Annotated in this window: 19 protein-coding genes; 14 read left to right on the forward strand and 5 right to left on the reverse strand. The window is 62.1% G+C overall.

Annotated elements, in window-relative coordinates:
- Window positions 1-26 precede the first annotated feature (26 nt).
- Entirely contained in the window at window positions 27-194 is a 168-nt protein-coding gene (locus tag J0X03_RS11400; protein WP_226886075.1) for a hypothetical protein, read from the reverse strand.
- Between the two features lie 129 nt (window positions 195-323).
- Here J0X03_RS11400 and J0X03_RS11405 point away from each other — a divergent pair, with 129 nt between their 5' ends.
- From J0X03_RS11405 to J0X03_RS11445, 9 genes are all read left to right on the forward strand, one after another.
- Complete coding sequence (locus tag J0X03_RS11405) at window positions 324-1,139, forward strand: alpha/beta fold hydrolase (protein WP_103101534.1); 816 nt, start codon at window positions 324-326, stop codon at window positions 1,137-1,139.
- A 1-nt stretch (window position 1,140) separates the two neighbouring features.
- Window positions 1,141-1,656, forward strand: coding sequence for a GNAT family N-acetyltransferase (locus J0X03_RS11410; protein WP_230358671.1), 516 nt, complete (start codon window positions 1,141-1,143; stop codon window positions 1,654-1,656).
- A gap of 320 nt (window positions 1,657-1,976) precedes the next feature.
- Entirely contained in the window at window positions 1,977-3,452 is a 1,476-nt protein-coding gene (locus J0X03_RS11415) for a GGDEF domain-containing protein (protein WP_103101494.1), read from the forward strand.
- Between the two features lie 71 nt (window positions 3,453-3,523).
- Complete coding sequence (locus tag J0X03_RS11420; RefSeq protein WP_004938082.1) at window positions 3,524-3,874, forward strand: DUF1428 domain-containing protein; 351 nt, start codon at window positions 3,524-3,526, stop codon at window positions 3,872-3,874.
- Window positions 3,875-3,885: 11 nt separating this feature from the next.
- Window positions 3,886-4,359 (forward strand): VOC family protein, encoded by a 474-nt coding sequence (locus J0X03_RS11425; RefSeq protein ID WP_060439899.1) that lies wholly within the window; start codon window positions 3,886-3,888, stop codon window positions 4,357-4,359.
- A 26-nt stretch (window positions 4,360-4,385) separates the two neighbouring features.
- Window positions 4,386-5,075 (forward strand): VIT1/CCC1 transporter family protein, encoded by a 690-nt coding sequence (locus tag J0X03_RS11430; RefSeq protein WP_046687088.1) that lies wholly within the window; start codon window positions 4,386-4,388, stop codon window positions 5,073-5,075.
- A gap of 109 nt (window positions 5,076-5,184) precedes the next feature.
- Complete coding sequence (locus J0X03_RS11435; RefSeq protein ID WP_047575133.1) at window positions 5,185-6,522, forward strand: D-serine ammonia-lyase; 1,338 nt, start codon at window positions 5,185-5,187, stop codon at window positions 6,520-6,522.
- 395 nt (window positions 6,523-6,917) lie between these two features.
- Window positions 6,918-8,273, forward strand: a complete 1,356-nt coding sequence (locus J0X03_RS11440) for an MFS transporter (RefSeq protein ID WP_160204318.1) — start codon at window positions 6,918-6,920, stop codon at window positions 8,271-8,273.
- A 12-nt stretch (window positions 8,274-8,285) separates the two neighbouring features.
- Window positions 8,286-9,464 carry a 4-hydroxybenzoate 3-monooxygenase gene (locus tag J0X03_RS11445; protein ID WP_016927657.1) on the forward strand — a complete coding sequence of 393 codons (1,179 nt, stop codon included), beginning with the start codon at window positions 8,286-8,288 and terminating at the stop codon, window positions 9,462-9,464.
- 64 nt (window positions 9,465-9,528) lie between these two features.
- On the opposite strand, the gene J0X03_RS11450 is transcribed toward J0X03_RS11445, so the two are convergent.
- The 4 genes from J0X03_RS11450 to tet(41) all read right to left on the reverse strand — a co-directional run bounded on the left by J0X03_RS11450 (window position 9,529) and on the right by tet(41) (window position 14,420).
- Window positions 9,529-10,965, reverse strand: a complete 1,437-nt coding sequence (locus tag J0X03_RS11450) for a 6-phospho-beta-glucosidase (protein WP_122016607.1) — start codon at window positions 10,963-10,965, stop codon at window positions 9,529-9,531.
- Between the two features lie 128 nt (window positions 10,966-11,093).
- Entirely contained in the window at window positions 11,094-11,828 is a 735-nt protein-coding gene (locus J0X03_RS11455; protein ID WP_033643147.1) for a MurR/RpiR family transcriptional regulator, read from the reverse strand.
- Between the two features lie 258 nt (window positions 11,829-12,086).
- The gene (locus J0X03_RS11460) at window positions 12,087-13,043 is read right to left on the reverse strand and encodes a sulfonate ABC transporter substrate-binding protein (RefSeq protein ID WP_033643146.1); all 957 of its coding nucleotides are present in this window, start codon (window positions 13,041-13,043) and stop codon (window positions 12,087-12,089) included.
- 198 nt (window positions 13,044-13,241) lie between these two features.
- The gene (gene tet(41) / locus J0X03_RS11465) at window positions 13,242-14,420 is read right to left on the reverse strand and encodes a tetracycline efflux MFS transporter Tet(41) (RefSeq protein WP_160204317.1); all 1,179 of its coding nucleotides are present in this window, start codon (window positions 14,418-14,420) and stop codon (window positions 13,242-13,244) included.
- Between the two features lie 64 nt (window positions 14,421-14,484).
- Here tet(41) and tetR point away from each other — a divergent pair, with 64 nt between their 5' ends.
- From tetR to J0X03_RS11490, 5 genes are all read left to right on the forward strand, one after another.
- A complete protein-coding gene (tetR, locus tag J0X03_RS11470) occupies window positions 14,485-15,126 on the forward strand; it encodes a tetracycline resistance transcriptional repressor TetR (protein ID WP_033643144.1) in 642 nt (213 codons plus the stop codon).
- Between the two features lie 175 nt (window positions 15,127-15,301).
- Window positions 15,302-15,775, forward strand: a complete 474-nt coding sequence (locus J0X03_RS11475) for a (2Fe-2S)-binding protein (RefSeq protein ID WP_033643143.1) — start codon at window positions 15,302-15,304, stop codon at window positions 15,773-15,775.
- Complete coding sequence (locus J0X03_RS11480) at window positions 15,772-18,030, forward strand: xanthine dehydrogenase family protein molybdopterin-binding subunit (protein WP_160204316.1); 2,259 nt, start codon at window positions 15,772-15,774, stop codon at window positions 18,028-18,030. The genes J0X03_RS11475 and J0X03_RS11480 overlap by 4 nt, the downstream gene beginning before the upstream one ends.
- A 28-nt stretch (window positions 18,031-18,058) precedes the next feature.
- The gene (locus J0X03_RS11485) at window positions 18,059-19,357 is read left to right on the forward strand and encodes a c-type cytochrome (RefSeq protein ID WP_047026085.1); all 1,299 of its coding nucleotides are present in this window, start codon (window positions 18,059-18,061) and stop codon (window positions 19,355-19,357) included.
- Window positions 19,358-19,426: 69 nt separating this feature from the next.
- Window positions 19,427-20,032 (forward strand): nitroreductase family protein, encoded by a 606-nt coding sequence (locus J0X03_RS11490; RefSeq protein WP_033643140.1) that lies wholly within the window; start codon window positions 19,427-19,429, stop codon window positions 20,030-20,032.
- Window positions 20,033-20,241 lie beyond the last annotated feature (209 nt).

The raw sequence follows: 20,241 nt of genomic DNA on the forward strand, positions 1-20,241 counted from the left end.
GTTCATCAACGGCCCGCCGAACGCGGCTAGTACATCGACGGCTCCACGGACTGCGAACAGTCGCTGTTGGCGCCGGAGTTGCTGCAGGTGTAGGGCTCATTCGGCGACGCCGGCGGCGCATTCGACGGACCGCCGCCGCCGCCGATACAGCCGCTCAGCAACAACGTCAAAAGCACCAGCGTTATCTTTTTCATCTCTCCGTCCTCCATTGCGATTCCTCCTTTAAGTATATGTCGGGAAAGCGAACGCTACCGCCCGCCAGTGCGATCTATACTCCTTGGATGCCGTTTCGCCGCACCGCGCCGGCGAACGAGGGGGGAAAGATGCACATCGACGACGATTTGACGCGCTTTGCCGCGTTAGGGGCGCCGCCCTTACCGCCGGGAGCCCGGCAGGGTTATATAGACCACGACGGCGCGCGTATTTGGTATGCCGCCTATGGCGACGGACCGGCGGTGATCCTGTTGCACGGCGGCCTGGGCCACAGCGGCAACTGGGGGTATCAGCTGCCGGCATTGCGGGCCGCCGGGTACGGGGTGTTGCTCATCGATAGCCGCGGGCACGGGCGCAGCACGCGCGACGCCCGGCCGTATCGTTACGATCGGATGGCCGATGATCTGTTGGCGGTGATGGCGGCGCTGCAAATACCCCACGCCGCGCTGGCGGGCTGGAGCGACGGCGCTTGCGTCGCGCTCATCGCCACCCATCAGGCGCCCGGGCAGGTGGACGGCGTTTTTTTCTTCGGCTGCAATATGGACGCCAGCGGCGTTAAACCGTTGGCGCCCAGCCCGATCGTCGAGCGCTGTTTTGCGCGCCATGCGCAGGACTATGCCGCCTTGTCGCCGACGCCGGACGATTTCGAGGCGTTCGTCGCCGCCGTGAGCCTGATGATGAGCAGCCAGCCGGACTACCGCGCACAGGATTTGGCGGCCATTCGCGTGCCGGTGACGATCGTTCACAGCGAACACGATGAATTTATCCGCGCCGAACATGCCGCCTATCTTAGCCGCAGCATTCCCGGCGCCCGTTTGACGACGCTGCCGGGCGTCAGCCATTTCGCGCCGCTGCAGCGGCCCGCGCTGTTCAACCGCGCGTTGCTGGATTTTCTCGCCGATGTGATGCCGCCGCCTGCACGCTGACGTGCGCTGTTCTATGCTGGAGGCGGGGCATTTTGGCATCATCGAAGAGGACATCATGATCGAAAGCATCGTGGTCAGGCAGTTGGAAGCGCAGGATTACGCCGGCTGGTTGGCGCTGTGGCAAGGGTATAACGCATTTTACGGCCGTGAGGGGGCAACGGCGCTGCCGGATGAAGTGACACAGACCACCTGGCGGCGTTTTTTCGACGCCTACGAACCGATGTTTGCACTGGTCGCGGAACATCAGGGCCAGGTGGTGGGGTTAACGCACTATCTCTTGCACCGCAGCACCGCTCAACTACAGCCTAACTGTTATCTGCAGGATCTGTTCACTGCGGAGACGATGCGCGGCAAAGGGGTGGCGAGGGCACTGATCGCGGCGGTCTACGAACGTGCGCAGCAGCTGGGGCTGCCGCGCGTTTATTGGAATACCCACGAAACCAACCAGACCGCCATGCGGCTGTACGACCAGGTGGCGGAGCGCCCCGGTTTTGTGATGTACCGCAAGGCGCTTTGACGAGGGATGAAAAAATCTGCGCACATTGCCCACCTTATTTTGCTTTTTAGGAAAAAGGCGGCATTTATTACGGGTGACGTGCCGGTAGGGGCGTGAAACGCGCAGAATGAAGCGTCCGCTTCAGCATTTTCTGCGCCAGATAGGCGAGTTTCGTCAATATATTGATACACAAATATATTTTCCCTTGATGAATAAACAGGTGTTTAGGCCGGCAAAACTGGCAATAATATGCGGGTCGGCCGTTTATCCTCTCCTCATCGTCGACGGTTGTGACACGAACAAACTGTCACTTTATGCTGGCGCAAGTCTCTGGATCCAAGATGCAAACCACCTCGTTGTCCGATACCCGGAAAATCTGGCCCGCGCTCAGCATTTTTTTGCTGGTGTTCGCGCTGTGTCTGCTGGGCATCGTAAGCCGGCCCGGCAGTTTTCTGGCGATATTCTGGCCGGCTAACGCCGTGCTGCTGGCCGTTTTGGTGCGCCGCCCGCAGTGGGCGACGCGCGCCGGCTGGGGGATGGCGGTGCTGGGCTATCTGGCAGCGGATCTGTTGACCGGCAGTTCGCTGCAAAAGACGCTGCTGCTGAATGTCGCCAATCTGACCGGCGTCGTGGTGGGGTATCTGTTGTTCATGCGGCTGTCGCCGCCGGCGCGCATGTTGCAACGCGGCACGTCCAGCATGTACCTGTTCGGCATCTGCCTGGCCGCCGCCGCCGCGACCGGCGCGGTGGGCGCCGTAACTTCGCAGTGGCTGTTCGGCAGACCCTATCTGACCTCGCTGGCGCTGTGGTTCTCGTCCGAATTCACCAATTACGTCACGCTGATGCCGTTTATTCTGGCGTTTCCCGGCGATTGGCGACGTCGCCTTGCGGCGGCCGGCGCCATGTTCACCCAGCGCAGCCAATGGCCGCGGGCGGGGCGAAAACTCACCGTGTTGGCGCTGCTGTTGCTGGCGGCGGTGTGCAGCGTGCTGATCGGCGGCCCCGGGGCGGTGATCTTTCCCATGCCGGTGCTGCTGTGGCTGGCGATGTCCTTCTCACTGTTCTGCACCATGATCGCGGTGCTGGTTTACGTGCTGTGGTGCCATCTGGCGATCGATTTCGGGTTGCTTAGCACCACGCTCGACATGAAGGTGTTGCAAAACGCGGTATCGATGCGTTTGGGCATCGCACTGCTGGCGCTGGGGCCCATCGCCGTGGCCAGCATGAACTATGCGCGCAATGCGCTGCTGCGCACGCTGGAGCACGTGGCGAATCACGATGCGTTGACGCACGTGCTGACGCGCAATGCGTTTATGCAACGCGGCGAACGGTTGATAGACCAAAAGGGCGAGCTGGTGTGCGTCATGATGCTCGATATCGACTATTTCAAATCGATTAATGACCGTTTCGGCCATGCCGGCGGCGATCAGGCGCTGATGGCCTTTACCCGCGCGATCGCCGCCGATCTGAGCGTCGGTGATCTGTTCGGCCGCATGGGGGGCGAAGAGTTCGCCATCGTTTCGACGCTCGGCCAGCCGCAGCAGGGATGGCAATTGGCCGAACGGCTGCGGCAACGCATTGAGGCGGAATCGATCACCATGCCGGCCGGCCATCCGCTGCAGATCACCGTCAGCATCGGCATGGTGACCTGCCCGGGCGGTTCCGGCCATAGCCTGGCCGACCTGCTCAAACTAGCGGATCTGGCGGTATACAAAGCGAAAAATGCCGGCCGTAACCGGGTCGCCACGCCGGAATCTTACCCGCCGAACGATCCTGGCCGCTTAACTTCCGATCCGGGCCGCGCGCCCGCCGTCTAAACTGGTAGGGGGCACGGGCAACGTCGCCCGTGCTGAACCGACTGTCCTTAATCAGACAAGAGGATACCAGGATGAAATACGTAGACGGGTTTGTGGTGGCGGTGCCGGCCGCCAACAAGGAGGCTTATCACCGGCTGGCGGCCGCTGCGGCGCCGCTGTTCAAAGAGTTTGGCGCCACGCGCATCGTGGAGTGTTGGGGCGATGACGTGCCCGACGGCAAACTCACCGACTTTCGCGGCGCGGTAAAGGCGCAGGAGGGCGAAGTGGTGGTATTCAGCTGGATAGAGTACCCCTCCAAAGCGGTGCGCGACGCCGCCAATGAGAAAATGATGAACGATCCGCGCATGAAAGCGCTGGGCGAGATGCCGTTCGACGGCAAACGCATGATCTTCGGCGGTTTCGCGCCGATCCTCGATGCGTAAAGGAGGCGCAGATGGCCAGAATTACGCAACATCTGTGGTTTGAAAAAGACATGGAAGCGGCGCTGAATTGCTACGTCGCGCTGATCCCCGGTTCGTCCGTGAACTGGTTTTCCGATCTGCCGGCGGATACGCCGAGCGGCCCGGCCGGCAGCGTGAAGCTGGCCTCCTTCACTCTGGGTGACCAGCGCTATGCGGCGATCGAGGCCGGGCCGTTGGATCCGTTCAATCACAGCTTTTCCGTGATGGTGGAATGCGACGATCAGGCGGAGGTTGACCGGCTGTGGGATGCGTTGAGCGAGGGCGGCGAGGCGGAGCAGTGCGGCTGGCTGCGCGATCGCTGGGGGCTGTGCTGGCAGATCGTGCCGCGGCGCCTGACCGAGCTGATGAACGACCCCGACGCCGCGCGCGTGCGGCGGGTCACGGAAGCGATGCTGCTGATGGGCAAAATCGACATCGCCGGCCTGGAAGCGGCGGCGCGGGACTAGCGGAAAGAGAACGTGGGAGAGAAAGGATGCATCGAGAGCGGCACAGTATTGAACGCATCGGCTGGCTGCGGGCGGCGGTGCTCGGCGCCAACGACGGCATCGTCTCAACGGCCAGCCTGCTGCTGGGCGTCGCGGCGGCCAGCGCCTCGCATTCCACGCTGATGATCGCCGGCGTCGCCGGGTGGGTGGCGGGCGCGATGTCGATGGCCACCGGCGAGTATGTGTCGGTCTCGTCGCAGGCGGATACCGAAAAGGCCGCGCTGGCGGAAGAGCAGGCGGAGCTGCTTGAAGACTACCCGGGGGAGTTTCGCGAACTGACGTCAATCTACGTGCATCGCGGTCTGGATCCGGCGCTGGCCCGGCAGGTGGCGGAAAAGCTGATGGCGCATGATGCGCTGGAGGCGCACGCGCGCGACGAACTGGGTATTTCCTCCGCCACCCGCGCCCGGCCGCTGCAGGCTGCGTTGGCGTCGGCCCTGAGTTTCTCCCTCGGCGCGCTGTTGCCGCTGCTGGTGGCGATGTGGGTACCGGTCGCCTGGACGCGGCCGGCGCTGGTGGCGTCGGCGCTGATTTCCCTCGGCGTTCTCGGCGGCATCGCCGCGAAAACCGGCGGGGCGCCGATCTTGCCGGGCGTGGCGCGCATCCTCGTCTGGAGCGCACTGGCGATGGCGGTTTCTTCCGGCGTCGGCCTGCTGTTTGGCGTGACGGCCGGCTAACGTCGCGCTTGCATCAATCTAGTGCACCTCAAGCTCAGAATTTATCATTTGTCAGCCGCCGGCGTTCGCGGCAAGGTGACGGCAACGCCAACATCAGTCAGGGACACTTATGCAGAAATCACAGATCCTATCGTGGGTCGCCCAGCATCCGCTGTTGCAACGCATGGTTGCGCTAGAGCCGATCACCTGGTTCAATCCGCGCGCGACAACGCTGGCCGCAGGGTTGCCCCACGTCGGGTTGACCGCCGCCGACGTCGCTGACGCGGAGCAGCGCCTGGCGCGTTTCGCGCCTTATCTTGCCGCGGCCTTCCCGGAAACCCAACCGACAAAGGGGATCATCGAATCCGAGCTGGTGGCGATCCCTGCCATGCAGCTCGCGTTGGATCGGCGCTATGGGCAGACGTTGGGCGGGCGCCTGCTGTTGAAAAAGGACAGCCATCTGCCGATTTCCGGCTCAATCAAGGCGCGCGGCGGCATCTATGAGGTGCTGACGCACGCGGAAAAGCTGGCGCTGGAGGCGGGGCTGTTGCACACCGGCGACGACTACGCCCGGCTGTTTTCCGACGAGTTCCGTCAATTCTTCAGTCAGTACCGCATCGCCGTCGGATCGACCGGCAATCTGGGATTATCCATCGGCATCATCAGCGCCCGGTTGGGGTTTGACGTCAGCGTGCACATGTCGGCGGACGCGCGGGCGTGGAAAAAACAGAAGCTGCGCGACAATGGCGTGACGGTGGTGGAATACGCCGACGATTACGGCGTGGCGGTCGAACAAGGGCGCAAACAGGCGGCGGACGATCCGAGTTGCTTCTTTATCGATGATGAAAACTCGCAAACCCTGTTCCTCGGCTACGCGGTGGCCGGCGGCCGCCTGAAGCGGCAGTTTGCCGAACAGGGTATCGTGGTGGACGCGCAGCATCCGCTGTTCGTTTATCTGCCGTGCGGCGTCGGCGGCGGGCCGGGCGGAGTCGCCTTTGGCCTCAAGCTGGCGTTCGGCGATCATGTTCACTGCATTTTCGCCGAACCGACCCATTCCCCTTGCATGCTGCTCGGCGTCTACAGCGGGTTGCATGACGGCATTGCGGTGCAAGATCTCGGCATCGACAACCGCACGGCGGCGGACGGACTGGCGGTGGGGCGCGCCTCCGGTTTTGTCGGCCGGGCGATGGAGCGCCTGCTGAGCGCGTTTTACACCCTGAGCGACGAAGAGATGTTCGCGCTGCTCGGGCTGTTGGACAGGCACGAGCATATCCAGCTGGAACCCTCCGCCCTGGCCGGCATGCCCGGGCCGTGGCGCGTTGCCGCTCACGCGCGGCAGCTCAGCGAGCAGGGCGTGAGCGCGGAGAGCCTGGCCCAGGCGACGCATCTGGTATGGGCGACCGGCGGCGGCATGGTGCCGACGGCGGAAATGGCGAAATACCTCGCCGCCGCGCAAACGGCGCCGTGAGTCAATAGCGCCGAGGCTTGCGCTCGTTTCCTGTTTTTAGGCGGCGAGCGCGGTTTGACAGGCGCCGGTTCCCTCCGGCCCAGGGTCAACGTCAGACCGGGCGCTCATGATGTTTTTAAAATGTTAACAAAATCACAACTCCCCACGCCGCAGTCACAGCTTAAATCTCCATATCCAATTAATAGTAAATAAAATTATTTTATTTACCGCTTTCTGATGTTCGTTTATCGCACGCTTATTTTTTTAACAATATTGAAGCATTCGCCGTGGGGTGGTTTGATTTGATTGTCGATTAACGAACTATATTCCGATAATCGCACAAATTAACCCTCTCGCCGGCTCGCAGCCGGCTGTTCCGTGCGGTGAGGTTTGCCGCACTCTCTGAGGAGCAAGCCATGCCGCATGATAACAACGTAGAAATTCGAGGGTTTATCGATAACCAGCCATTTTCTCGCTACCAGTGGTTGATACTGGTTTTGTGTTTTTTGGCGGTCGCGCTGGACGGTTTCGATACCGCCATTATCGGCTTCATCGCCACGTCGCTGGTGCAGGAGTGGGGAATAGACAAAACCGCGCTGGGGCCGGTAATGAGCGCCGCGCTGGTCGGTCTGGCGGTAGGCGCGTTGGCCGCCGGCCCGTTGGCGGATCGCATCGGCCGCAAGAAAGTGCTGGTGATTTCGCTGCTGTTGTTCGGCGGCTTCAGCCTGCTGACCGCCTTCGCCGGCTCGCTTTCGACGCTGACGCTGCTGCGTTTTTTGACCGGGCTGGGACTGGGGGCGGCCATGCCGAACGCCGCCACGCTGATGTCGGAATATGCCCCTCAGCGCTGCCGAGCCCTGATGGTGAATCTGATGTTTTGCGGTTTCCCTCTCGGTTCGTCGCTGGGCGGTTTTTCTTCCGCCTGGCTGATCCCGCATTTCGGCTGGCAGAGCGTGCTGGTGCTGGGCGGCGTTATGCCGTTGCTGCTGGCGCTGGTCCTGATCGCCGCCTTGCCTGAATCCGTGCGCTTCATGGTCGCGCGTGGCTATGCCGCAGAGCGCATCGCCAAGGTGCTGAAACGCATTGCGCCGATCCGAATGACGCCGTCGCCGCGCTTCATGTTGCAGGAAGAGGGGCAGGTAAAGGCAGCGTCGCCGCTGGGCATGATCTTTTCGCGTCGCTATCTGCTGGGCACGTTGATGCTGTGTCTGACTTACTTCATGGGATTGATGATCTTCTATCTGCTGACCAGTTGGCTGCCGCTGCTGATCCGTGAAACCGGCGCCTCCGTTACGCAGGCGTCGCTGATCACCGCGCTGTTTCCGCTCGGCGGGGGGCTCGGCGTATTGATTATCGGTTGGTTGATGGATCGCATGAACCCGCACAAGGTGGTGGCCGTCGGCTATTTGCTGACCGGTTTGTTCGTCGGCATCATCGGCTATGTCTATACCTCTCCGCTGCTGATGGCGCTCACGGTGTTCATCGCCGGCACCTGCATGAACGGCGCCCAGTCATCCATGCCGGCCCTGGCGGCCGGGTTCTATCCCACCCAGAGCCGGGCGACCGGCGTGGCCTGGATGCTCGGTCTCGGGCGTTTTGGCGGCATTCTGGGGGCGATGAGCGGTGGCGTACTGATGCAGATGCAGCTGTCGTTCAGCACCATTTTCACGCTGTTGGCCATCCCGGCGCTGATCGCGGCGCTGGCGCTGTTCGCCAAACACCTTTCCGGCGGCTACCCGGCGCTGCCGGCGCCGCTCAACAAAATGCTATGAGGGAGTCATGCTATGCGCACACAGGTTGTGATCATCGGCGCCGGTCCGGCCGGCTTGATGTTGTCCCATCTGCTGCACCTGCAAGGTGTGGAATCGGTGGTGTTGGAAACGCGCAGCCGGGAGGCGGTGGAATCGACCATTCGCGCCGGGGTGCTCGAACAGGGGACCGTCGATCTGCTCGAGCAGACCGGATTGGGGGAGCGGATGCGGCGGGAAGGGGCGCGGCATCAGGGGATCCGCTTGGCGTTCGGCGGCCGGCAGCACCGCATCGATCTGGCCGGATTGACCGAGCGCGCCGTCACCGTTTATGCCCAGCATGAAGTCTTGAAAGACCTGATCGCCGCGCGTCTGGCGGCGCAGGGCCATCTGTTTTTCGAGGTGGAGCAGGTTGAATTGAAGGCGCTGGACAGCGCGCAGCCCGAGGTTCACTACCGTCATGGCGACCAGCCGCGCCGGCTGCGCTGCGACTTTGTCATCGGATGCGACGGATTCCACGGCATCAGCCGCGCGGCGATGCCCGGCGGGCTGCGGCAGGATTACACCCGCACCTATCCGTTCGGCTGGTTCGGCATTCTGGTCGAAGCGCCGCCGTCCAGCGAAGAGCTGATCTACGCCTGCCATCCGCGCGGTTTTGCGTTGATCAGCACCCGTTCGCCCGGCGTGCAGCGCATGTATTTTCAGTGCGATCCTGCGGAACAGGTCGATCAATGGTCGGACGATCGTATCTGGCGCGAGTTGGAGCAGCGGCTGGAAAACCATGAAGGCTGGACGCTGAAAAAGGGCCGCATATTTCAGAAAAACGTGGTGGGCATGCGCAGCTTCGTTACCGAACCGATGCGCTACCGGCGCTTGCTGTTGGCGGGCGACGCGGCGCATATCGTGCCGCCGACCGGCGCCAAAGGGTTGAATCTGGCCATGGCCGATGTTTGCCTGTTGTCCCAGGCGCTGGAGACGTTTTACCGGCGAGGCGACTGGCAACGGCTGGACGATTACAGCGACACCGCCTTGCAGCGGGTCTGGCGCGCCGAGCATTTTTCCTGGTGGATGACCCACATGCTGCATACCCGGCGGGAAGACACGCCTTTCGAACACCGGCTGCAACTCTCAGAGCTGCAGTACACGGTGAAATCGCGCAGTGCCATGACGATGCTGGCGGAAAATTATGTCGGGGCGCCATTCCCGGCGATATAAGCGAAAACGCCCATGCCGGGCGGCATGGGCGAGAAGGGGCGTCACCGCCCCTGAACTGCGGCGGTTACAGCTGTTCGCCGTTGCTGGCGATCACCCGACGATACCAGTCGAAGCTTTTCTTGCGCGACCGTTCCAGCGTGCCGGTGCCGTCGTCGTGTTTATCGACGTAGATGAAGCCGTAGCGCTTGCTGTACTCGCCGGTAGTGAACGACACGCAGTCGATGCAGCCCCACGGCGTATAGCCGATCAGGTCTACGCCGTCTTCAATCACCGCTTTTTTCATCTCTTCGATATGGGCACGCAGATAGTCGATGCGATAGTCATCGTTGATCCGGCCATCCGCTTCCACCTTGTCGAAGGCGCCGAAGCCGTTTTCCACGATAAACAGCGGCTTCTGGTAACGTTCATACAGCACGTTCAGCGAATAGCGCAGCCCGACCGGATCGATCTGCCAGCCCCAGTCGGAGGCTTTGACGTGCGGGTTCGGCACGTTGCCCGGGAAGCCGAACATGCCGTCGCTGCCGTCCACCGCGTTGGCCTGCAGCGCATTGCTCATGTAATAGCTGAAGCCGATGTAATCGGTGCAGCCCTCGCGCAGGATCTGCGCGTCCTGCGGCTGCATCTCGATCTTCAGCCCTTTGCGTTCCCAGTCACGCAGCAGGTAGCTGGGGTAGTAGCCGCGCATTTGCACGTCGGTATACAGATAGCGCTGGTGCATCGCTTCCACGGCGTACATCACGTCGTCCGGCTTGCAGGAATAAGGGTAGAACGGCACGCAGGCCAGCATGCAGCCGATCTTGAATTCCGGGTTGATCTGATGGCCGAGTTTGACCACCTGCGCGCTGGCGACGAACTGGTGGTGCAACACCTGGTACAGCGTCTGCTCAGGGTTGTCTTCCTGGGTGTAGTCCACGCCGGAACAGCAGTAACCGAACAGCGGGTAGCGGTAGTTACTCTGGTTGTTGATTTCGTTGAAGGTCATCCAGTACTTCACTTTTTCGCGGTAGCGGCGCATCACCACTTCGCTAAAGCGCACGAAGAACTCCACCACCCGGCGATTTTTCCAGCCGCCGTAGGCTTTTACCAAATGGTAAGGCATTTCGAAGTGGGACAGGGTGATCACCGGCTGGATGCCGTATTTCAGCAATTCGTCGAACAGGTCGTCGTAAAACTGCAGGCCGGCTTCGTTCGGCGTTGCTTCGTCGCCGTTCGGGAAAATGCGCGTCCAGGCGATCGAGGTACGAAAACACTTGAAGCCCATCTCGGCGAACAGCGCCACGTCCTGCTTGTAGCGGCCGTAGAAGTCCACCGCTTCGTGGTTGGGATAGCGATAGCCGTCGAGCACGCCGTCGGTCATCACGCGATCCACGCCGTGCGAACCGCCGGACAGCACGTCGGCGATGCTTGGCCCTTTGCCGCCCTGATCCCAACCGCCTTCAACCTGGTGCGCGGCGACCGCGCCTCCCCACAGAAAATCTTTCGGCAACTGTTTCATCGTCAATGTCTCATCTTATTTAATGAAGGGTAATAACGCTCGCGTTGCCAATAGAGTAACAAGACCGAAAGAAATGTCACGATATAACAAATCGCCGTAAAACGTGATTTGTCACAATAAAAAAACAGCCTGTTTTATTTTATCGCGTTCATTCTTCCAAGACGCTTGCCGATGGTTTCAATAATATAAAGCACGGGGATTTGCGTAGTAATATTATGATGATCGCCGATCAAGTGTTGCGGGACGTGATAAGACAGATTGAAGTCCGCCAGCCGCGCCAGCGAAGAGGTTTCGTTGTTGGTGATGCTGATGATTTTACAGTGGTGCAGGCTGAACTGGCTGGCCAGCCGCAGGATTTCTTCGGTTTCGCCGGAAACCGACAACATGATCGCCACCGCGCTTTTATACATATCGCTGTTGACGGGATAATAAGGATCGTCGATATGAGTGCTGAATTTTCCGACGTTGGAAAAGAAACGCGCGCCATATTTCCCCAGGGCGCCGGAGGTGCTGATGCCGACGAAAATAATTCGCTCGGCGGCGGCGATATGCCGCACCGCTTCATCGAGCAGCTGATTAAATTCATCGTTGCTGACGCTTTTAAAAAAACTGAGAATTTCGCCGATGCCGGAATCGACCGGCGGCGCATCGGTTTGCTCCAGGTACAGTTTGAAACGGATGCGAAATTCCGAATAGCCGTCACACCCCATTTTTTTGCAAAATCGCAGCACGGTGGTGGTGGACACGCCGGCGGCCTCGGCCAGTTCGCGGATGGTCATGTACATCACTTGATTCTTGTGTTTGCTGACGTAGTTATAAACCATCAGCTCCAGGGCGTTGAGCGCGGCGATTGCTTTGTGGGTAAACATGAGTCGATCCGGCGGCTGAAAACGGGAAGCGTATCTGCGGGTTAACATAGCAAAATTCCCCGCCGCTGGCACTGCCGAACAAAAAAGAAAAGCCGCACCAGTCAGGGGCGGCCCAGGGTTCACGACGAACAAATAAAGCAAAACGTTCCGGAAGACATGCCATGAAAACGCGTTTCATCACACAGGGTTAGCATAGGTCAGCTTACTCCGGCGGCAAAATGCCGGTTTCTGCTTTCTAAAGCCAAAGCGCGGCAAAGGCTACGGCGCCTCGGGCTTATCTTCGGACCAGCGGGCGGCGTTGACGTCCACCTTACCCGGCAGCAGTCCGATGGCGGTGAATTTATCCGCCAACTGCTGCTGCTGTCTGAACACCTCCGGCGACATGCGCTGGCTGCCGAACGGCATGCGGGCGATGGCTCTGGCCCAAATCGCCTGATCCAGGCCGGTGCTCTGAGCGAGGATCGCCGCCGCTTCCTGCGGATGGCCGTTGGCCCAGTCGCTCAGCGCGCCGAGCTGTTGAATCACCTGCTTGGCGCTGTCCGGGTAGGTTTCGGCAAAGCGGCGGCTGGCGAGATAGAAGGTGTAGTGCGGCACCAGGCCTTCCGCGTCTTTCAGCCGGCGGGCGTTGGCATGGGTTTCCACCTCGGCGTAGTAGGGATCCCAAATCACCCAGGCGTCGACGCTGCCGCGCTGGAAGGCGGCGCGGGCATCGCTCGGCGGCAGATAGACCGGCGTGATGTCCTTGTAGCTCAAGCCGGCCTGTTCCAGCGCGCTCACCAGCAGGTAATTGACGTCCGACCCTTTGTTCAACGCCACGCGTTTGCCTTTCAGATCTGCCACGGAGCGGATCGCCGAATCCTGCGGCACCACGATGGCTTCGGTTTTCGGGCTGGGCGGCGAATGCGCCAAATAAACCAGATCGGCCTTGGCGGCTTGCGCGAAGGCCGGCGGGGCGTCGCCGGTCGCCGCCAGATCGATGCTGCCGACGTTCAACCCTTCCAACATCTGCGGGCCGGCGGGGAATTCTATCCAGCGAACCTTGACGCCCTGCGGCTCCAGGGTTTTCTCCAGCGTGCCGCGGTATTTCAGCAGCGCAAAAATGTTGGCTTTCTGGTAACCGATGGTGATTTGTTGCGGTTTCTCCTGCGCGCCGGCCGGCAGGCTAAACAGGCCGAGCAGCAGGGCGGCGATCAGCGGCGTTGTGAGTTTTCTCATCCTGATTTTCCGATAGGCGAAGTGAACGGTAGCGATGACGCGCTGGGCGTAACGCCATGAAACGGCATTTAAATTTTCCTGCGGCGGGATAAGGGCGATGATAATGAGCGGCGCAGTGGCGTGTAAAGCGCCCGCTTATGCTGAATAATGCCTTGCTTAGCCATAAATCAGCTTAAGCGGGAGAGGGTGAGCTCGACGTTATGCCGCGTCACGCTCGCGCGAACGCGCCAGCAACAGCGGAACCAACAGATAGAGGGCGGCGGCCAACGCCCAGACCAGGCCCGGCCAGACATCGCGCGTGGCAGCGTACAGCGCCGTCGCCACCAGTGGCCCCGCGACGCCGATCAGGCTGCCCATGCTGGCCAGCGCCCCTTGCAGCTCGCCCTGATGATCGTCGTCCACCTTTTGCGCCATTAACGCCTGCAGCGCGGGCAGCGCCATACCGCCCGCCGCGAAGAACGGCAGCAAGGCGAAAGGTGCCCAGCCGCGCGTGGCGATCGACAGCAGCGCCAGGCCCATTGCGTCGGCGGCCAGGCCGATCAGCAGCGCCTTGCGTTCGCCGAGCCGCGCGACCAGCGGGCCGATGGCGAAGGCCTGCGACAGCGCGTGGCAGGCGCCGTAACCGGCCAGCGACAGGCCCGCTACCATCATGCTCCAGCCGAAACGATCCTGACCGTATAAAATCCACAATGTGGCCGGCGCCTGCGAAACCAGCGCCATGATCAAGTAAATACCGGCCAGCGGCAGCAGGCCAGGCTTGCCGTGCAGCCGTCGCAATGACGAAAAGGGATTGAGGCGGATTTTCTCGGCGGCGCGGGCGCGGGGTTTACGCGATTCCGGCAGCAGGAAAAACGCCATCGCCAGGTTGACGGCGTTCATCGCCGCCGCCGCCAGGAAGGGCGCATGCAGATGCCACTCGCCCAGCGAACCGCCGAGCAGCGGGCCGACGATAAAACCGACGCCAAATACCGCGCCCACCAGGCCGAAACGCCGCGCGCGTTGACCGGCCGGCGTAATGTCGGTGACGTAAGCGGTGGCGACCGCCATGTTGGCGCCGGTGATGCCCGCCAGCAACCGGCCCAGATAGAGCCAGGCCAGCGTCGGCGCGAACGCCATCAGCAAATAGTCGGCCGCCGCGCCAGCGAGCGAGATGAGCAGCACCGGCCGCCGGCCGAAACGATCGCTCAGCGCGCCGAGGATCGGCGAGAACAGAAATTGCATTAACGCATAGGCCGCCAGCAGGGCGCCGTAGTGCAGGCTGCCGGCGTCAAGACCGCCCAGCGAACGCAACAACGCCGGCAGAATCGGCATGATCAGACCGATGCCCACCGCATCCAGCAACACCGTCAACAAAATAACCAGCATGGGTTTTTTCAAAATTGTGACTCTAACAGTGATAGAGTATTGAGTATTCCACAGTTACCCTATCAGTGATAGAGAGATGAGCGAAAAAAATACTGCGACACGTTTAACGCGAGAAACCGTCCTGCGCGGGGCGCTGGCGTTGCTGAACGACATCGGCATCGATGCCCTGAGCACCCGCCGCCTGGCGCAACATTTGGGCGTGCAATCTCCCACGCTCTATTGGCATTTCAAGAACAAGGCCGAGCTGCTGAAGGCGATGGCGGAAACCATCATGCTGGATCACCGTGAAGAGGTGCCCGCCGACATGCCCTGGCAGGATTGGGTTGTCACCAATGCCGGCAACTTCCGTCGGGCGCTGCTGGCTTACCGCGACGGCGCGCGTCTGCATGCCGGCACCCGGCCGCAGGAGCCGCAATTCGCCGTCATTGAGGCCAAGGTGGCGCTGCTGTGCCGGGCGGGGTTGACGCCGGAGCGCGCGGTAAACCTGCTGTTCGCCGTCGGGCGTTTCGTGGTGGGCTGGGTGCTGGAGGAACAGCAAATGCAGCCTGACGATCCGCTCAATGACGCCGACCGCCGCCGTTATCCGCTGCTGTGCCAAGGCTGGGAAACATTGCAGGAGAAGGGCGCGGATGCGCTGTTCGAAGCCGGGGTGCGGCTGTTGGTCGACGGCGCCGAGGCCGGACTGGCGATCGACAATAATCACGGGCGGCAATCATAAAAGCGCGCTTATCTATCGGAAATTTATAGAAAATACCCACTTTTCGTTAAAGCCATGGCGGCTACATTCCCTTAACATCGTCAAGTCTTTTGATGATAATTATTAGCACGCTGCGCAATTATTCACCGCAGTGATGTTACGGATTAAATCCGTTTGTTTAAGGGATAGTTTCACCATGGAAATCAACGTTAATGGCCGGGTGGTTCCGCTCGGCAATCTCGCGCCCGACACGCCGCTGCTGTACGTTTTACGCAACGATCTGCACTTGAATGGCCCCAAATATGGCTGCGGCCTGGGGGAGTGCGGCGCCTGCACGGTGCTGATCGACGGCGTCGCCGCGCGTTCTTGCTCAATGCCGCTGGCCGCCGTAGGAAGCAAGTCCGTCACCACGCTGGAAGGCCTGGGCACGCCGGAGGCGCTGCATCCGGTTCAGCAGGGATTTATCGATGAGCAGGCGGCGCAGTGCGGTTACTGCGCCAACGGCATGATCATGACGCTGGTCGCGTTGTTCGAACGCGAGCCGGATGCAGATGAACAAACCATCAAGAAAGAGCTGGCCTACAACCTGTGCCGCTGCGGCACCCACCTTGAGATCTTGCGCGCCGCCGAGCGCGCCCGCGATCTGCTGGCTGCGCGGAGGCAAGCATGAGCCGCCTCGAACTGACCCGCCGACAGTTGTTGCAAGCCGGCGGTGTGGTGATGGTCAGCAGTCTGCTGCCCGCGCCGTTTAACGCCTTCGCCGCCGAGACGGTTGCATCGCCTGCCGATCTGCCGCTGGATCGGGTGGACAGCTTTATCAGCCTCACCGCCGACGGCCGGGTGACGGCCTTCAATGGCCATGTCGATCTCGGCACCGGCATTCGCACCGCGCTGGCGCAGATCGTCGCCGACGAAATTTGCGTGCCGTTCGAGCACGTCACGATGATCCTCGGCGATACGCAACGCACGCCGGATCAGGGGCCGACCATCGCCAGCGCCACCATACAGGTCACGTCGGTGCCGCTGCGGCAGGCGGCGGCGCAGGTGCGACATATGCTGACGGCGCTGGCGGCCAAAGCCTTCGAACTGCCGGCCGACCAGCTGACGGCGGCGGCGGGACAGGTGTTTGTGACCAAGCACCCGGGGCGTTCCTTGAGCTATGCGCAGCTGGCGAGCGGGCAAAATCTGCATGTGACGCTGGATAAAAACGTGCCGCTGAACGGTGAACAGCAGGGCCGCTATGTCGGCCGCGCCGTCGCCCGGGTCGATATTCCGGCCAAGGTCAGCGGGGGGCTGACCTACGTGCACGACCTGCGCTTGCCCGGCATGCTGCATGGCCGGGTGGTGCGTCCGCCTTACGCAGGCGCCGACAGCAGCGCGCCGCTGGGCGGTGGCCTGTTGTCGGTGGATGAAAGTTCGATCGCGCACCTGCCGGGCATCGTGAAACTGGTGGTGATCAATGATTTCATCGGCATTGTGGCCGAGCGCGAAGAGCAGGCGATCGCCGCCATGCGCCGGCTGAAAACCGAATGGAAACCCTGGGCCGGCCTGCCGGACCTGTCGCCGGAGGCGCTGCCCGCCGCGCTGGAAGCCAACCCGAAAACCGACCGCGTGCTGCGCGATGATGCGGGCACGGACGAGGCGTTGGCATTGCTGCATACCGAAGTGCAGGCGGACTATGTCTGGCCTTACCATCAGCACGCCTCGATCGGCCCCTCCTGCGCGGTAGCGGAGGTCAAAGACGGGCGGGCGCAGGTGTGGTCCGGCACGCAAAACCCGCACGATCTGCGCAAAGATATCGCCAGGCTGCTCGAGCTGCCGTCTGAGCAGGTGCACATCACCCGCATGGAAGCCTCCGGCTGCTATGGCCGCAACTGCGCCGACGACGTCTCGGCGGACGCGGCGCTGTTGGCGCGGGCCACCGGCCGCCCGGTGCGGGTGCAGCTGATGCGTGAACAGGAATCCGGCTGGGAGCCGAAGGGCACCGGCCAACTGATCCGGGTGCGCGGCGGCCTCGACGCGCAAAATCGGGTGGCGGCTTACGAGTTGAAAACCAGCTATCCCTCCAACAATGCGGTGACCTTGCCGCTGGTGTTGACCGGCAAGGTGGCCAACCGGGCCGACGTGCAACAGATGGGCGATCGCACCGCCATTCCGCAATACGCGTATCCGCACATGCGGGTGATCTGTCAGGACGCCGCGCCGATCGTGCGGGCGTCGTGGATGCGCGGCGTTTCGGCGCTGCCCAACGTGTTCGCCCATGAATCCTGGATCGACGAGCTGGCCTGGCGCGCCGGCGAGGATCCGATCGCGTTTCGCCTGCGTTACCTGAACGATCCGCGCGCGGTGGCCTTGATTGAGGCCCTGAAGCGCCAGGCTAACTGGCAAGACGGCCCGGCGCACCGCTCGCGCGCCGCCGGGGCCGAAGTGGTGAGCGGCCGCGGCTTCGCCTATGCGCGCTATTTCCACAGCAAATTCCCCGGCTTCGGCGCCGCCTGGGCGGCCTGGGTGTGCGATCTCAGCGTCAATCGCCTTTCCGGGCAGATCACGCTCAATAAAATCTTCGTGGCGCATGATTGCGGCCGGATGATCAATCCGGCCGGGGTGCGCCATCAGGTGCATGGCAACATTATCCAATCCGCCAGCCGGGTGCTGAAAGAGTTTGTGACCTTCAACGCGTCGGGCGTGACGTCATTGGACTGGGGCGGCTATCCGATCCTGCGCTTTGACGAATTGCCGCAGATCGATATCCAACTGATCGACCGCCCGGACGAAGCGCCGATGGGCGCAGGAGAGTCCGCCTCGGTGCCGAGTGCGGCGGCGATCGGCAACGCGCTGTTTGACGCCCTCGGCGTGCGCCTGCGCGAGGTGCCGTTCACACCGGCGCGGGTGCTCGCCTCGCTGCGCGCTCAGGCCGGCCATTAACCCCCCGTTACGAACAAGGACAGCAAAGATGAGTAAGATGAAAAAAATCGTCGGGTGGGGCGGCGTCACGGTGATCGCCGTTGTGGTCGCCGGCGTGGTCGCCAGTTGGCAGCCGGAGATTGCGCCGCTCGCCGCCGATGCGACCCACAGTTTCAGCGAGGCGCAGATCGCGCGTGGCAAAACGTTGGCCGATCTCGGCGACTGCGCCGTGTGCCACACCCGTGCGGGCGGCGAGCGCAACACCGGCGGGTTGGCGATGGAGATCCCCTTCGGCACCATTTACACCACCAACATCACACCGGACGTGGAAACCGGCATCGGCAGCTGGAGCTACGCGGCGTTCGAACGCGCCATGCGCCACGGCGTCGATCGCCAGGGCCGCTATCTCTATCCGGCGTTTCCCTATACCGCCTTTACCCGCACCCGCGACGACGATCTGCAGGCGCTGTATGCCTATCTGATGTCGCAGCCGCCGGTCAAGTACCGGCCGCCGGCCACCGATTTGCACTTTCCGTTCAACATTCGCCAGGGCATCTTTGCCTGGAACCTGCTGTTCCTGACGCCGGGCGCGATGCCGGAACAGGCGACCCAAAGCGCCGACTGGAACCGCGGCGCGTACCTGGTCGAAGGGCTGGGGCACTGCAGCGCCTGCCACTCGCCTCGCAACGTGTTGTTCGGCGAGAAAACCGGCGGCGAGCACCTGGCCGGCGGCGTGGCGGAGGGATGGACGGCGCCGGCGTTGACCGGCCGCTCGCCCGCGCCGCTCGCGTGGACGCAGCAGGATCTGGTCGATTTCATGCGCACCGGCTACTCGGCCAACCACGGCGTCGCCGCCGGCCCGATGGCGCCGGTGATCGAAGAAGGGCTGTCGCGCTTGCCGCAGGCCGATCTGCAGGCGATCGCCGTCTATCTGCGCAGCTATCATCCTGAAACGGCGGCGGGCGCTACGGCGACAACGTTAAACGCTCAGGCGGAGCGCCAGGTGGAGCCTCTGAGTTCGGCAGGGGCGCGGCTGTTTTCCGGCGCCTGCATGGCTTGCCATGCGCAGGAAAAAGGCGCGCAGATGGCGGGGGTGCGGCCGTCTCTGGCGCTGAACACCAACCTGTTCGCCGACGCGCCGGACAACGCCATTCGCGTGGTGCTGGACGGCATACAGCGGCCGGCGAACGCCGAGCTGGGCTATATGCCGGGCTTTCGCCATAACCTGAATGACGCGCAGATCGCCATCCTGCTCAACTACCTGCGGCAGCATTACGCCGGTCAGGCGCCGTGGCCGGAATTGGCGGCGCAGGTCAGCCGTTTGCGCGCCGAAACCGCGCAGAAATAGCCGCCTGGGGCTGGACAGCCGCGCCGCGTTGACGACAATAGACCTTTTCACATGGACAGAGGCAGTAAAATGAATACGTTAGACGCGATCCGCCAACGCCGCGCCACCAAGCAGTTCGATACGCAGCACGTGATGACGCTCGAAGAGAAAAAAGCGCTGTTGAACATTGCGCTGCAGGGCGCTCCCAGCGCGTTTAACCTGCAGCACTGGCGCCCGCTGCTGATCGAAGATCGCGCGCAGCGCGAGAAAATTCGCGAGGCGGCGTGGGGGCAGGCGCAGGTGACCGACGCGTCGATGCTGGTCGTGCTGTGCGGCGATCTGTCGAGTTGGGAATCGAAGGTAAAAACCGTTTGGGCCGACGCGGCGGAGCCGGTGCAGCAGTTCATGATCCCGGCCGTCGATCAGTATTATCGCGGTAAACCGCAGGTGCAGCGCGACGAAGTGATGCGCAGCAGCGGCATCTTCGCCCAGACGTTGATGCTGGCGGCCAAGGCGCAGGGCTACGACTCTTGCCCGATGGACGGTTTTGATTTCGACGCGGTGGGAGAGATTATCAATAAGCCGGCGCATTATCAGATCGCGCTGATGGTCGCTATCGGCAAGGCGGCGGGGCAACCTTACCCGCGCATCGGCAAGCTGCCGTTCGACGAGGTGGTGAAAACCGATCGCTTCTGAGCTGAACGGTGAATGACAAAAGGGAAGGCTTGCGCCTTCCCTTATTTTTTTATGACGCACAGTTCGTTCCAGTAACTGAAACGGATGCGCCGTTGCAGGCGGTGATGCCACATAGAACACTCCTTCTACCCTACACGGTTTAAATAAATAACACCGCGCCGGACACAAGGCGAATGCCTTATTGTGCATAGCTTGCTCGTCGGGCGGGA

Source organism: Serratia ureilytica (assembly GCF_017309605.1).
GTDB classification, from domain to species: Bacteria; Pseudomonadota; Gammaproteobacteria; order Enterobacterales; family Enterobacteriaceae; genus Serratia; species Serratia ureilytica.

Excerpts from the sequence above, each read along its gene's own strand:
- J0X03_RS11420 (WP_004938082.1), top strand. The coding sequence starts at position 3,524 with ATGAAATACGTAGACGGGTTTGTGGTGGCGGTGCCGGCCGCCAACAAG.
- J0X03_RS11405 (WP_103101534.1), top strand. The coding sequence starts at position 324 with ATGCACATCGACGACGATTTGACGCGCTTTGCCGCGTTAGGGGCGCCG.
- J0X03_RS11400 (WP_226886075.1), bottom strand. The coding sequence starts at position 194 with ATGAAAAAGATAACGCTGGTGCTTTTGACGTTGTTGCTGAGCGGCTGT.
- J0X03_RS11435 (WP_047575133.1), top strand. The coding sequence starts at position 5,185 with ATGCAGAAATCACAGATCCTATCGTGGGTCGCCCAGCATCCGCTGTTG.
- J0X03_RS11430 (WP_046687088.1), top strand. The coding sequence starts at position 4,386 with ATGCATCGAGAGCGGCACAGTATTGAACGCATCGGCTGGCTGCGGGCG.
- J0X03_RS11475 (WP_033643143.1), top strand. The coding sequence starts at position 15,302 with ATGGAAATCAACGTTAATGGCCGGGTGGTTCCGCTCGGCAATCTCGCG.
- J0X03_RS11445 (WP_016927657.1), top strand. The coding sequence starts at position 8,286 with ATGCGCACACAGGTTGTGATCATCGGCGCCGGTCCGGCCGGCTTGATG.
- J0X03_RS11460 (WP_033643146.1), bottom strand. The coding sequence starts at position 13,043 with ATGAGAAAACTCACAACGCCGCTGATCGCCGCCCTGCTGCTCGGCCTG.
- J0X03_RS11490 (WP_033643140.1), top strand. The coding sequence starts at position 19,427 with ATGAATACGTTAGACGCGATCCGCCAACGCCGCGCCACCAAGCAGTTC.
- J0X03_RS11485 (WP_047026085.1), top strand. The coding sequence starts at position 18,059 with ATGAGTAAGATGAAAAAAATCGTCGGGTGGGGCGGCGTCACGGTGATC.
- J0X03_RS11455 (WP_033643147.1), bottom strand. The coding sequence starts at position 11,828 with ATGTTTACCCACAAAGCAATCGCCGCGCTCAACGCCCTGGAGCTGATG.
- tetR (WP_033643144.1), top strand. The coding sequence starts at position 14,485 with ATGAGCGAAAAAAATACTGCGACACGTTTAACGCGAGAAACCGTCCTG.
- J0X03_RS11440 (WP_160204318.1), top strand. The coding sequence starts at position 6,918 with ATGCCGCATGATAACAACGTAGAAATTCGAGGGTTTATCGATAACCAG.
- J0X03_RS11480 (WP_160204316.1), top strand. The coding sequence starts at position 15,772 with ATGAGCCGCCTCGAACTGACCCGCCGACAGTTGTTGCAAGCCGGCGGT.
- J0X03_RS11415 (WP_103101494.1), top strand. The coding sequence starts at position 1,977 with ATGCAAACCACCTCGTTGTCCGATACCCGGAAAATCTGGCCCGCGCTC.
- J0X03_RS11425 (WP_060439899.1), top strand. The coding sequence starts at position 3,886 with ATGGCCAGAATTACGCAACATCTGTGGTTTGAAAAAGACATGGAAGCG.